The sequence below is a fragment of the Bacillus sp. K2I17 genome (assembly GCF_002209985.1).
Lineage (GTDB): Bacteria > Bacillota > Bacilli > Bacillales > Bacillaceae_G > Bacillus_A > Bacillus_A wiedmannii.
Genome location: NZ_NJGF01000001.1, coordinates 130553 through 143114, shown reverse-complemented (window position 1 = coordinate 143114; position 12562 = coordinate 130553). Strand labels below are relative to the sequence as shown.

The 12562-nt window shown below is 36.2% G+C and carries 13 protein-coding genes; all 13 read left to right on the top strand.

Going from position 1 to position 12562, the window contains the following annotated elements; genetic code table 11:
- Nucleotides 1-75: 75 nt before the first annotated feature.
- The 13 genes from spoVE (at nt 76) to CER22_RS00690 (ending at nt 12559) form a co-directional block, all read left to right on the top strand.
- Complete coding sequence (gene spoVE, locus CER22_RS00750; RefSeq protein ID WP_000753516.1) at nt 76-1167, top strand: stage V sporulation protein E; 1092 nt, start codon at nt 76-78, stop codon at nt 1165-1167.
- Nucleotides 1168-1271: 104 nt separating this feature from the next.
- Nucleotides 1272-2366 carry an undecaprenyldiphospho-muramoylpentapeptide beta-N-acetylglucosaminyltransferase gene (gene murG, locus CER22_RS00745; protein WP_001265424.1) on the top strand — a complete coding sequence of 365 codons (1095 nt, stop codon included), beginning with the start codon at nt 1272-1274 and terminating at the stop codon, nt 2364-2366.
- A gap of 61 nt (nt 2367-2427) precedes the next feature.
- Nucleotides 2428-3333, top strand: a complete 906-nt coding sequence (gene murB / locus CER22_RS00740) for a UDP-N-acetylmuramate dehydrogenase (protein WP_088608073.1) — start codon at nt 2428-2430, stop codon at nt 3331-3333.
- A 98-nt stretch (nt 3334-3431) separates the two neighbouring features.
- A complete protein-coding gene (divIB, locus tag CER22_RS00735; RefSeq protein ID WP_000798232.1) occupies nt 3432-4202 on the top strand; it encodes a cell division protein DivIB in 771 nt (256 codons plus the stop codon).
- Nucleotides 4203-4602: 400 nt separating this feature from the next.
- On the top strand, nt 4603-5910 hold the full coding sequence (gene ftsA / locus CER22_RS00730; RefSeq protein WP_048546087.1) for a cell division protein FtsA: 1308 nt from the start codon (nt 4603-4605) through the stop codon (nt 5908-5910).
- Nucleotides 5911-5949: 39 nt separating this feature from the next.
- Nucleotides 5950-7104, top strand: coding sequence for a cell division protein FtsZ (gene ftsZ / locus CER22_RS00725; protein ID WP_088608072.1), 1155 nt, complete (start codon nt 5950-5952; stop codon nt 7102-7104).
- A 313-nt stretch (nt 7105-7417) separates the two neighbouring features.
- Entirely contained in the window at nt 7418-8335 is a 918-nt protein-coding gene (spoIIGA, locus tag CER22_RS00720; protein ID WP_000261976.1) for a sigma-E processing peptidase SpoIIGA, read from the top strand.
- A gap of 19 nt (nt 8336-8354) precedes the next feature.
- Nucleotides 8355-9074, top strand: coding sequence for an RNA polymerase sporulation sigma factor SigE (gene sigE / locus CER22_RS00715; RefSeq protein ID WP_000976947.1), 720 nt, complete (start codon nt 8355-8357; stop codon nt 9072-9074).
- Nucleotides 9075-9231: 157 nt separating this feature from the next.
- Nucleotides 9232-10011: an RNA polymerase sporulation sigma factor SigG gene (gene sigG / locus CER22_RS00710; RefSeq protein WP_000197753.1), complete on the top strand. Its 780-nt coding sequence runs from the start codon at nt 9232-9234 to the stop codon at nt 10009-10011.
- Nucleotides 10012-10183: 172 nt separating this feature from the next.
- Nucleotides 10184-10462, top strand: a complete 279-nt coding sequence (locus CER22_RS00705; RefSeq protein WP_000619414.1) for a YlmC/YmxH family sporulation protein — start codon at nt 10184-10186, stop codon at nt 10460-10462.
- Nucleotides 10463-10579: 117 nt separating this feature from the next.
- Complete coding sequence (pgeF, locus tag CER22_RS00700; protein ID WP_046956465.1) at nt 10580-11398, top strand: peptidoglycan editing factor PgeF; 819 nt, start codon at nt 10580-10582, stop codon at nt 11396-11398.
- The gene (locus tag CER22_RS00695; protein ID WP_000218035.1) at nt 11395-12069 is read left to right on the top strand and encodes a YggS family pyridoxal phosphate-dependent enzyme; all 675 of its coding nucleotides are present in this window, start codon (nt 11395-11397) and stop codon (nt 12067-12069) included. Before pgeF ends, CER22_RS00695 begins: the two co-directional genes overlap by 4 nt.
- 19 nt (nt 12070-12088) lie before the next feature.
- Nucleotides 12089-12559, top strand: coding sequence for a cell division protein SepF (locus CER22_RS00690; protein ID WP_000119131.1), 471 nt, complete (start codon nt 12089-12091; stop codon nt 12557-12559).
- Nucleotides 12560-12562 lie beyond the last annotated feature (3 nt).

The following is a 12562-nucleotide window of genomic DNA, read 5'->3' as shown; positions in this document are numbered from 1 at the left end:
CAGTAGGCTAACACCTACTGATGTTTTGTTACATAGGGCAAAAGTTTCTGCCTAAAGAGGTGGTGTTTATGGGTAATGAAGAAAACGCCTGATTTTATTCTCATCATCGTTACACTTGCGTTGTTAACAATCGGAATGGTTATGGTGTATAGTGCGAGTGCGGTTTGGGCCTCTTATAAAATGGGGGACTCATTCTTTTTTGCAAAAAGGCAATTGCTATTTGCAAGTATTGGTGTAGTGGCTATGTTTTTAATTATGAAAATTGATTATTGGGTGTGGCGTACGTATTCAAAAGTAATTTTGCTAGTTTGCTTCATTCTTCTTATTCTTGTTCTTATTCCTGGGGTAGGACTTGTTCGAGGAGGGGCGCGAAGTTGGATTGGAATCGGGGCATTTTCCATTCAACCGTCAGAATTTATGAAGTTTGCGATGATTATTTTCTTAGCAAAATTTTTAGCGGAACGACAAAAATTAATTACCTCTTTTAAACGTGGTTTACTACCAGCTCTTAGTTTTGTATTTCTTGCTTTTGGGATGATTATGTTACAGCCAGATCTTGGCACAGGAACCGTAATGGTTGGGACATGTATTATTATGATATTTATCTCGGGGGCAAGGGTCTTTCACTTTGCAATGTTTGGTTTGCTTGGTGTAGCAGGATTTGTAGGGCTAATTGCATCAGCACCGTATCGAATGAAACGTATTACATCATATTTAGATCCGTGGTCAGATCCGCTTGGAAGTGGATTTCAAATTATTCAATCGTTACTCGCAATTGGACCTGGTGGATTATTCGGGCTTGGACTTGGACAAAGTAGACAAAAGTTTCTTTATTTACCTGAACCGCAAACAGACTTTATATTTGCGATCTTATCGGAGGAATTAGGTTTTATTGGTGGTTCATTTGTGTTATTATTATTTAGTCTATTATTATGGCGTGGGATTCGTATAGCTTTAGGAGCGCCAGATTTATATGGTACGTTTTTAGCAGTAGGTATTGTGGCGATGATTGCGATTCAAGTAATGATTAATGTTGGTGTTGTAACAGGATTGATGCCTGTAACAGGTATTACTTTGCCGTTTTTAAGTTATGGTGGATCAAGTTTGACATTAATGTTAATGGCAGTAGGTGTATTATTAAATATAAGTCGCCATTCTCGCTACTAAACCCTGTTTTATAAGACAGGGTTTTTCGTATGTGCGCGAAGAAACATGATGTATATAGAAATAAATACGACTGAAATAAGAAAAGAGAAGCGGAGGAGTTAGTAGTGCGTGTATTAGTAAGTGGTGGGGGCACTGGAGGTCATATTTATCCGGCTCTTGCTCTAATAAGAGAAATAAAAAAATTAAATCCGGAAGCAAGGTTTTTATATATTGGTACGGAGAGTGGATTAGAGAGCACGATCGTTCCAAAAGCAGGCATACCGTTTCAATCTATTGTTATAAGTGGATTTAAGCGTAAAATATCGTTAGATAACGTGAAAACGGTGATGCGTTTCCTAAAGGGTGTACAAGATAGTAAACGATATATTCGTCGTTTTAATCCAGATATTGTGATTGGAACGGGTGGATATGTATGTGGACCAGTTGTATATGCTGCAGCAAAATTAGGTATTCCAACCATTGTACATGAACAAAATAGTGTACCTGGTGTAACGAATAAATTTTTAAGCCGCTATGTTGATAAAGTTGCGGTTTGTTTTGAAGCGGCTGCAGAACATTTTCCACAGTCAAAAGTGGTGATGACAGGAAATCCAAGAGCATCAGAAGTAATGGATCAGAATGGAATGAAAGGAAAACGTTCAGTAGGTTTATCTCTTCCTAAAAAATCGGTACTTATTTTTGGTGGAAGTCGTGGGGCTAGACCGATTAACGATGCTTTCGTAGAGGCAATTGAACAGTTTGGAAATAAAAGTTACGAAATATTGTATGTAACAGGTGAAGTTCATTATGACAAAGTGATGGAAGCAGTGAAGCAAAAAGGGAATCCGAATAATGTTATTATTAAACCTTTCATTCATAATATGCCAGAGGTACTTACAGGTGTAGATCTTGTTGTTTCAAGAGCGGGGGCAACAACACTTGCAGAATTAACCGCGTTAGGTAAGCCAAGTGTGTTAATACCGAGTCCTTACGTAACAAATAACCATCAGGAAAAGAATGCACGTTCCGTTGTCGATAAAGGAGCAGCAAAAATGTTGCTTGAAAAAGATTTAACAGCAGAAACGCTTATTCGTGATATTGATGAGATTTTATTGGATGCACAAACATTACAAAATATGAAGCTGGCTGCGGGGCAATTAGGTATTCCAGATGCAGCAAATAAGCTGTATGAAGTAATGAATAAGCTTGTAAAAAAATAACGTTAGGTGAACGCCCTGCATACTACTGTAATAAGGATACTTAGTATGGGGGAGATTGTTTATGGAGCAATTAGTAAATGAGCTTATAGAAGCAAATGTTGGTCGCGTGTTAGTGAATGAAGCGTTAGCGTGTTATACCACTATGAAAATAGGTGGACCAGCTGATATTTTAATTGTGCCAAAGCATGTTGCCAGTATTGAAAAAACGTTGCAGTTAGTAAAAAAATATAAAACAAAGTGGACTGTAATTGGTCGAGGTTCGAACCTTCTTGTATCTGATCTAGGTATAGAAGGTGTCGTTATTCGTTTAGGAGAAGGATTAGACCACTTAGAAGTCGAAAAACATAGAGTAAGAGTTGGTAGTGGGTATCCCCTTATTAAATTATCAACTTTACTTAGTCGTCAAGGGTTATCCGGCCTGGAATTTGCCAGTGGTATTCCAGGAAGTGTTGGTGGTGCAGTGTATATGAATGCAGGAGCACATAAATCGGATATATCAAACATATTATCAAAAGCTCTTATTTTGTTTGAAAACGGAACAATTGATTGGTTAACACATGAAGAAATGGAGTTTTCCTATCGTACTTCTGTATTGCAAACGAAACGTCCTGGTATTGTTTTGGAAGCTGAGTTTCAATTGCAGGTAGGGGAGCGTGAGGGAATCGTAAGCGTCATGCAAAAGAATAAAGACTACCGTCGTGAAACACAGCCGTGGAATCATCCTTGTGCAGGAAGCATATTTCGGAATCCAATCCCATACTTTGCAGGAGACTTAATAGAAAAGGCGGGGCTTCGTGGTTATCAAATAGGCGGAGCTCAAATTTCTGAAATGCATGGGAATTTTATTATTAACACTGGGGGAGCCAGTGCGCAAGATGTCTTATCTTTAATTGCATTAATAAAACAAACAATCGAGGATAAATTTGGCGTAGAAATGCATACAGAAGTAGAAATCATTGGAAGATAACGGTTATTCGTTCCGCTCATTATCATTTATGTTATAATAAGAAGATAAGAACGGCATGAGGAACATGCCGTTTTTTATGTTACGTAGGGGGATCGTACATGAAAAATAGTAAAGTGATTAAACTACAGGATCGTGTACCAAAGTTAAAAAATCAACAGAAGAAAAACAAGAAAAATGTTAATCATCGGTTGATTTTATACATATCAATTTTATTTTTATTAGTGCTCTTTTTAATTTATTTTCGGTCTCCGCTAAGCAATATCAAAAAGATAAGTGTGTTTGGAAATCATTATATGACAGATGAACAAGTGATGAAGGAATCAGGTGTGACGTATGATACAAGTTATTTCCGAGTGACAGCACATAAAGCAGAAGAAAACCTAACGAAACGAAAAGAAATTAAAGCAGTAAATGTAAAAAAACGTTTTCCAAATAAAATTGATGTTCATATTGAAGAATATTTAACGATTGGTTATATAAACAAAGATGGGAAATTACAACCGTTACTAGAGAACGGGAAAACACTTGATGTACTTCCGAACGGAAAACTTCCTGTTGCAGCACCAATTTTTGAACCTTTTAAAGAGGAAAAAATGAAGGAGTTAATTGCTGAGCTTGAAAAATTAACACCAACTATTTTAAGGTCTATTTCTGAAATTCGTTATTCACCGACGAATGCGAATGAAGATCATCTTACTTTATATATGAACGAAGGGTACGAAGTGAGCACTACGATTCAAAATTTCGCAAAGCGTATGGAAGCTTATCCGCTTATCTTAAAAACAATTGAGCCGGGTAAAAAGGTATTAATTGATTTAGAAGTAGGGGCATATACGAAAGAATTAGGAGCGGAAGAAAAAAAAGAATAGAACGATAGTTTTTACTACGTTCCTGTAGAAAAAACGAAACGAACGTTCTATTGAATGCATCTGAATTTACAAGAATGGTTCATTTGATGAAAAAGATGTAAAAATTCTTAGATTCATACTAGGATTGGTACAAGTTTCACTTTTCTATGAGTACATCTTAGTGTAGACTTATACTTGGCGGTAATCTTTACACTTGAAATAGAATTATTTCAAGATAAGCAGTTATTCACAGTTTACTGCGATATTCTTAAATGAATGTTAAATAAAAATAAGAAAAATATAGGGTTAAAAAAGGGAAACGTATAAAGACGTTGAATATTTTTCTTATAAATAGTAAAGTTGCGATTGTTGTTCCATATATTGAGTTGTATGGTATAAATAAAGAAGGAGGTGCCAAAGAATGAACAGCAATGAAATATATGTTAGTCTTGACATCGGTACATCCAATGTTAAAGTCATCATTGGTGAAATGGTTAATGACAGCTTAAACATTATTGGTGTTGGAAATGTAAAATCAAATGGTTTAAAGAAGGGATCGATAGTTGATATAGACGAGACTGTTCGATCAATTAAAAAAGCAATTGAACAAGCTGAGCGCATGGTGGGAATCCACATTGAGCAAGTTGTAGTAGGTGTCAATGCAAACCAGGTACAGCTACTTCCTTGTCACGGAGTAGTCGCTGTTTCAAATGAAGATCGTGAAATCGGGAATGAAGATGTCTTACGCGTTCTAGATGCAGCACAAGTTGTGTCAATTGCTCCAGAGCGTGAGTTTATTGATGTGGTACCTCGACAGTTCATCGTAGACGGTCTTGACGAGATTAACGATCCACGCGGGATGATCGGTGTAAGATTAGAAATGGAAGGTACACTTATAACAGGCTCGAGAACTTTACTACATAACCTACTTCGTTGTGTAGAAAAAGCAGGTCTTGAAATAGTTGATATTTGTCTTCAACCTTTAGCGGCTGCAACAGTTGCTATATCTTCAGATGAAAAAAATAGAGGAGTAGCCCTTGTTGATATGGGGGGAGGATCTACAACTTTATCTATTTTTAAAGATGGAGAGTTACAAGCGACGAGTGTATTACCGTTAGGTGGAGACCATATAACGAAGGATATTGCGATTGGGTTGAAAACTTCAACAGACAATGCAGATCAAATAAAGTTGAAATATGGACATGCTTTTTATGATACAGCATCTGAAGAAGAGATGTTTACGGTTCCTATTATGGGAAGCGATCAAACAGAACAATATTCTCAGTTGGAATTATCGGATATAATAGAGGCTCGTGTAGAGGAAATTTTAATGTTTGTTCAAGATGAAGTGCGTAAGTTAGGAGTAAAGCAAGTAGCTTCTGGCTATGTACTAACTGGTGGAATTGCTTCTATGCCGGGTGTTCTTGATCTTGCATATGATATTTTACATGAAAATGTTCGTATAGCGACTCCTGATTATATTGGTGTGCGTGAGCCCCAATATACAAGTGGAGTAGGATTAATTAAACATTCTTATCAAAAAGCTAAATTACGTGGAAAAAATGTGCAGGAAAAGCAAGAACATTTTGAACCAGTACCAGCACCAGCACCAACGCCGGTACAACAGCAACCTGCGAAACAAAAAACTCGTAATCAAAACAATAATAATCAAAATGATGAACGTATGATGTCAAAAGTAAAACGTGTATTCCGTTATTTATGGGATTAAAATTGGACACGAAAAATGAGGTTCTAGGGGGATTTCGACATGTTAGAGTTTGATACTACTCAAGATCAATTAGCGAATATAAAAGTTATCGGTGTCGGCGGTGGCGGAAACAATGCTGTAAACCGTATGATTGAACACGGTGTACAAGGTGTAGACTTTATCGCTGTGAATACTGATGCACAAGCATTAAATCTATCAAAAGCTGAAACAAAAATGCAAATTGGTGGAAAATTAACACGTGGACTTGGTGCAGGTGCAAACCCTGAAGTAGGGAAAAAAGCTGCAGAAGAAAGTAAAGAACAGATCCAAGAAGCACTTCGTGGTGCGGATATGGTCTTCGTAACTGCTGGTATGGGCGGCGGAACTGGAACTGGTGCAGCTCCAGTTGTTGCTCAAGTTGCAAAAGAATTAGGTGCATTAACAGTTGGTGTTGTGACACGTCCATTTACATTTGAAGGACGTAAACGTGCAACGCAAGCAGCATCTGGTATTGCGGCATTTAAAGAAAATGTAGATACACTTATTGTAATTCCAAACGATCGCTTATTAGAGATTGTTGATAAAAATACGCCGATGTTAGAAGCATTCCGTGAAGCAGATAACGTATTACGTCAAGGTGTTCAAGGTATTTCTGATTTAATTGCAACACCAGGTTTAATTAACTTAGACTTCGCAGACGTAAAGACAATTATGTCTAATAGAGGTTCTGCTTTAATGGGTATTGGTTCTGGTAATGGAGAAAATCGTGCTGCTGAAGCTGCGAAAAAAGCGATTTCTAGTCCATTATTAGAAACATCTATTGATGGAGCTCAAGGTGTTATCATGAACATTACGGGTGGAGCTAACTTAAGCTTATATGAAGTACAAGAAGCGGCAGACATTGTAGCTTCAGCTTCAGATCCAGAAGTAAATATGATCTTCGGTTCTGTTATTAATGAAGGATTAAAAGATGATATCGTTGTAACTGTAATTGCAACTGGTTTTGATGATAGTGCTTCGACGCAGCAACCAAAACCAATTATCCGTCCGACTGCGAATCACACGCAACAACAGCAACAGCAAGTAGCTCAACCTTCAAAACAACGTGAAGTTAAGCGTGAAATGAAACGTGAAGAGCCGGTTGTGCATGAGCGTCATACAGATTCAGATGACATCGATATTCCAGCATTCTTACGTAACCGTCGTAGACGATAAAAGAAAAGGAGCTTTTATGCTCCTTTTTTGTTTTATACAGGGAAAAGATCTGCTAAGCAGGTCTTTTTTTATTTTATATATTTCGATTTAGCCCGCTATTTGCTGGGCAGCCTGATTGGTGCGGGGTGATTAAAGTTTCACTTAATATATAAGTAAAAAGATATAGTATTCTATGAAACATATACTTTTATTTTTTACCGACAGATTTTGTCTAGAAAGCACAAAATAACAAAAAAACACCTCCGCAAATTGACACACTTTCCTATTGGATATGCATTATACTAGTCTCAACTTAAAAAAAGAGGTGAATTGTTTGGTTGTTTACGCCGACGTTGTTTGGTTGTTAAACGCCTGCATTGATTTTCTTTTACTTTTATTAACAGCAACCGTGTTAAAAAAGAAGATCAAAAGATGGAGGCTTGTGTTAGGGGCATTTATAGGTTCAACCATTGTTATTTTTGCCTTTACTCCTTTTGCTTCTATGATGACACATCCAATTATGAAACTACTGTACTCGTTACTTATTGTGTATACAGCATTTGGGTTTACAACGTTTAGAAACTATGCACAAACTGTTTTTACTTTTTACTTTGTAACCTTTATGGTTGGCGGAGGGTTAATTGGGACTCATTTCTTTTTGCAAACGAATGAAATGGTAAATGGATTGGTTCAATCTCAATCAATTTCTTACGGTGATCCAATTAGCTGGCTGTTTGTTGTTTTTGGTTTTCCAGTAATTTATTATTTTTCTAAAAAGCGTATTGAAAGCGTAGAGGTTACAAAAATACACTATGACCAAATTGTGAAATTGAAAATTCAATTAGCTGAAGAGGAACTAGAACTCGCAGGTTTAATTGATAGTGGGAACCAACTTTACGACCCGTTAACAAAAACACCCGTTATGATTATGCATATTTCATCATTAGAGCATTGCTTGCCAGCTTGGTTAACAGAACAAATTTATTCCAAAACAGAGATTCCTCAAATACCAGAAAATGATTCTGGCTGGGCGACAAAATTACGCTTAATTCCTTTCAGAGCAGTAGGAGTAGAGAATCAATTTTTATGGGCAATTAAGCCAGACAGTGTGCAAATTTATCATGAAGGTAGTTCTATTGTAGTCAGCAAAGTATTGATTGGATTAAATACACAACAGTTGTCAACCAATGGAGAGTATCAATGTATTGTGCATCCGAAAATGTTAATTTCGCAAAAAATGGTAATTGCTTAATAATGGGAGGCGGGATAATATGATGAAATTAAAATTTTATTTAGTATACCTTTGGTATAAAGTATTGTTGAAATTAGGAATTAAGACCGATGAAATTTATTATATCGGTGGAAGTGAAGCGTTGCCACCACCGTTAACGAAAGAAGAAGAGGAAGTTCTTTTGAATAAATTGCCAAAAGGAGATCAGGCAGCAAGATCGTTACTGATTGAACGCAACTTACGGTTAGTTGTATATATAGCAAGAAAGTTTGAAAATACAGGGATAAATATTGAAGATTTGATTAGTATAGGAACAATCGGCCTTATTAAAGCAGTGAATACATTTAATCCGGAAAAGAAAATAAAATTAGCGACATATGCCTCACGTTGTATAGAAAATGAAATTTTAATGCATTTGCGTCGGAATAATAAGAATCGTTCAGAAGTTTCTTTTGACGAACCGCTTAACATCGATTGGGATGGGAATGAACTTTTGTTATCAGATGTATTAGGTACAGATGATGATATTATTACAAAAGATTTAGAAGCTACTGTAGATCGTCATCTTCTAATGAAAGCATTGCATCAATTAAATGATCGTGAAAAACAAATTATGGAACTTCGGTTTGGGCTTGCTGGAGAAGAGGAAAAGACGCAAAAAGATGTGGCGGATATGCTTGGGATTTCACAGTCATACATTTCGCGTTTAGAAAAAAGAATCATAAAAAGATTACGAAAAGAATTTAATAAAATGGTGTAAAGAATAAGACCAGCCGTTATCTAGGCTGGTCTTATTCTCTTTCGTTGTATGAGAAGAGACAACGAAAATGAAAAATGAAGAGAAAACCGCATGCATAAAATCCCCTTCAAAGGAAATACTTTACACTGTACAGCAACTCCCGATAGGAGGGAACACTTTGACGAGAAACAAAGTAGAAATTTGCGGTGTTGATACAGCTAAACTTCCCGTACTAAAAAATGATGAAATGCGTAAATTATTTCGTGAAATGCAAAGTGGAGAGATAAGCGCAAGAGAGAAATTAGTGAATGGAAACTTACGTCTTGTACTGAGCGTCATCCAAAGATTTAATAACAGAGGAGAATATGTTGACGATTTATTTCAAGTTGGTTGCATCGGACTTATGAAATCCATTGATAACTTTGATTTAGGCCAAAATGTAAAATTTTCAACGTATGCTGTGCCGATGATTATTGGGGAAATACGCAGATATTTGCGTGATAATAATCCGATTCGCGTATCTCGATCATTACGAGATATTGCGTATAAAGCGTTACAAGTAAGAGAGAAATTGATTGCAGAAAATTCAAAAGAACCAACAGCAATGGATATTGCAAAAGTGCTTGAAGTGACTCATGAAGAAATTGTTTTTGCATTAGATGCGATTCAAGATCCAGTTTCATTATTTGAACCGATTTATAACGATGGGGGAGATCCTATCTTTGTTATGGATCAGTTAAGTGATGAAAAACAAAAGGACGAGCAGTGGGTTGAAGAGTTAGCACTGAAAGAAGGGATGAAGCGTTTAAATGATCGTGAGAAAATGATTATTCGAAAACGTTTCTTTCAAGGAAAGACACAAATGGAAGTTGCAGAAGAAATTGGGATTTCTCAAGCACAAGTGTCACGTTTAGAGAAATCAGCTATTAAACAAATGAATAAGACGATTCAAGGATAAGGTTTCACCATTTATGGTGAAACCTTTTTATATGTAATATAGTTTGTCTTCGCTCATAGTAGGGAAGCTGTGTTCATATAATGAAAATAATATGGGATTAGTAGAGGGTGCTTCCTGTTAATTTGAGAAACAGTGTTTTTTCAATTCGTCATATATAAGGGAGAGGATGAAAATGATAAGAATTTCGGAGTTGCAGATGAAAGAGATAATAAATGTTTCAGATGGAAAAAGGCTTGGGAATATTGGAGATATTGAAATTGATATGAACACAGGGAAGATCGGGTCTATTATTATTTCCAAACAGGCACGTATGTTAGGGATCTTTGGGAAGGATGTAGAAATTGTAATTCCTTGGGAGGAAATTATGAAAATTGGGGAAGATGTCATACTTGTTAGAGTAAATCCTGTTAATTCTGTAACAGAATCAATACAAACACCGACAATTTCATAAAGAATATTACAAATTCCTCTTTTTTTTCTGTTGGCATTATGAAAAAATAAAAGTATGGTAAAATAGACAGGAAGTACCATGCTTTTTTATGTTATTTTAATTAAAAGGAGTCACTTTATGAGACAACCATTTAAATATGTGGACGGTATACTGTATTTACAAGCGTGGAAAGAACTTGGAAACATTACTGCTGGATTTACGACAAAAGATGGTGGGGTAAGTACGGGCTCCTTTCATGCGATGAATTTAGGATTACATGTGAATGATATCGTGGAGAACGTTCATGAAAACAGACGCATTTTAGCAAATAAGTTACAAAAACCATTAGAAAACTGGATTTGCTCTGAACAAGTTCATGATCATCATGTTGAAAAAGTAGGACAACAGGAAAAAGGAAGTGGCGTCTATTCATATGAAGACGGCATTTCAAAAACAGATGGCATTTATACGACTAATAATGATGTTCTTCTAACATCATGTTACGCGGATTGTGTTCCACTCTATTTTTATGCACCATCACATGGTATGATAGGACTTGCGCATGCTGGATGGAAAGGGACTGTAAAAGAGATTGCAAAGGAAATGATTCAAAAATGGAATGCAGAAGGGATTTCAAGTGATGAAATTCATGTTGCAATTGGACCAGCAATTGGATCTTGTTGTTACGTTGTTGATGATCGAGTGTTAACAGCAGCAGAGCAAGTAGTAAACGGCTCTGTCCCTTATAAAAAAATTTCTGATGGGCAGTACGCAATTAATTTAAAAGAAATTAATCGTATATTATGTGTACAATCAGGCATAAAAGAAGAGAATATTGTAATGTCATCTCTTTGTACAAGCTGTGAAGAACAACTATTTTTCTCTCATCGTCGTGATCAAGGTAAGACAGGAAGAATGTTGAGTTTCATAGGTTTTAAGGAGGAAGAAAGCAAGTGACAGTACAAAAAAATTTAACAACTGTAAATGAAGCAATTAAACAATCTTGCGTACGAGCGGGACGTTCGTTGCAAGATATTAAACTCGTTGCGGTTACAAAAACGGTAGGAATTGAAAAAACAAACGAAGTAATTGAAGCTGGAATTATCGATTTAGGTGAAAATAGAAATGAAAGTTTCTTACAGAAGTACGAACATTTCGGTTCAAAAGTGAATTGGCATTTTATTGGATCATTACAAACGAGAAAAGTAAAAGAAATCATTAATGAAATTGATTATTTACATTCGTTAGATCGTCTTTCACTTGCAAAAGAAATTCAAAAACGTGCTGATAAGAAAGTGAAATGTTTTATTCAAGTGAAAACATCATCTGAAGAATCAAAGCAAGGATTGGCAATAGAAGAAACCGTTTCTTTTATTCAAAGTTTGCAAGAATTGGATAAGATTGAAGTGGTGGGACTAATGACAATGGCTCCGTTTACAGAAGAAGAGGAAGAAATCAGACGCTGTTTTAAGGAGTTGTGTATGCTACAAACAGAGGTGCAGGAGCTAGAATTATTACATGCGCCATGTAAAGAATTATCAATGGGAATGTCTAATGATTACACGATTGCAATTGAAGAAGGTGCTACATATATTCGTTTGGGGACGATTTTAGTAGGAAAAGCGTAAAAGGAAGGAGAATCTTATTATGAGTTGGTCAAAAGTAAAATACTTCTTTTTTGATACACCGGAAGAAAAAGAAGCAGCTCAATATAGTTATGAAAAGGAGCAAACAGACATGAAGAAGCAGCAAGATCCGCCAGAACAACAAGATGTTGCGTTTCCAAAAGCGCAACCGAAACAAAATGTTGTGAGCATTGAAACGGCAAAGCAATCTTCAAAAGTTGTTTTATTAGAACCACGCACATATTCGGAAGCACAAGGGATTTCGGACCATTTAAAAGGTAGACGAGCTGTTGTGATTAATTTACAACGAATGTCTACTGATCAAGCTGTACGTATCGTTGACTTTTTAAGTGGTACTGTATACGCTATAGGCGGGGACATTCAAAAAATAGGACCGAAAACATTTATGTGTACCCCTGAAAATGTAGATATTGTTGGTGCAATTTCAGAGTTATTCGGTGAAGAAGAAGACACAAATATAAAGAGGTGGTAATAC

What these genes read in the sequence shown, in the direction of transcription:
- spoVE (WP_000753516.1), top strand. Translation starts at nt 76, where the DNA reads ATGAAGAAAACGCCTGATTTTATTCTCATCATCGTTACACTTGCGTTG.
- ftsZ (WP_088608072.1), top strand. Translation starts at nt 5,950, where the DNA reads ATGTTAGAGTTTGATACTACTCAAGATCAATTAGCGAATATAAAAGTT.
- murB (WP_088608073.1), top strand. Translation starts at nt 2,428, where the DNA reads ATGGAGCAATTAGTAAATGAGCTTATAGAAGCAAATGTTGGTCGCGTG.
- ftsA (WP_048546087.1), top strand. Translation starts at nt 4,603, where the DNA reads ATGAACAGCAATGAAATATATGTTAGTCTTGACATCGGTACATCCAAT.
- pgeF (WP_046956465.1), top strand. Translation starts at nt 10,580, where the DNA reads ATGAGACAACCATTTAAATATGTGGACGGTATACTGTATTTACAAGCG.
- CER22_RS00690 (WP_000119131.1), top strand. Translation starts at nt 12,089, where the DNA reads ATGAGTTGGTCAAAAGTAAAATACTTCTTTTTTGATACACCGGAAGAA.
- CER22_RS00705 (WP_000619414.1), top strand. Translation starts at nt 10,184, where the DNA reads ATGATAAGAATTTCGGAGTTGCAGATGAAAGAGATAATAAATGTTTCA.
- divIB (WP_000798232.1), top strand. Translation starts at nt 3,432, where the DNA reads ATGAAAAATAGTAAAGTGATTAAACTACAGGATCGTGTACCAAAGTTA.
- sigE (WP_000976947.1), top strand. Translation starts at nt 8,355, where the DNA reads ATGATGAAATTAAAATTTTATTTAGTATACCTTTGGTATAAAGTATTG.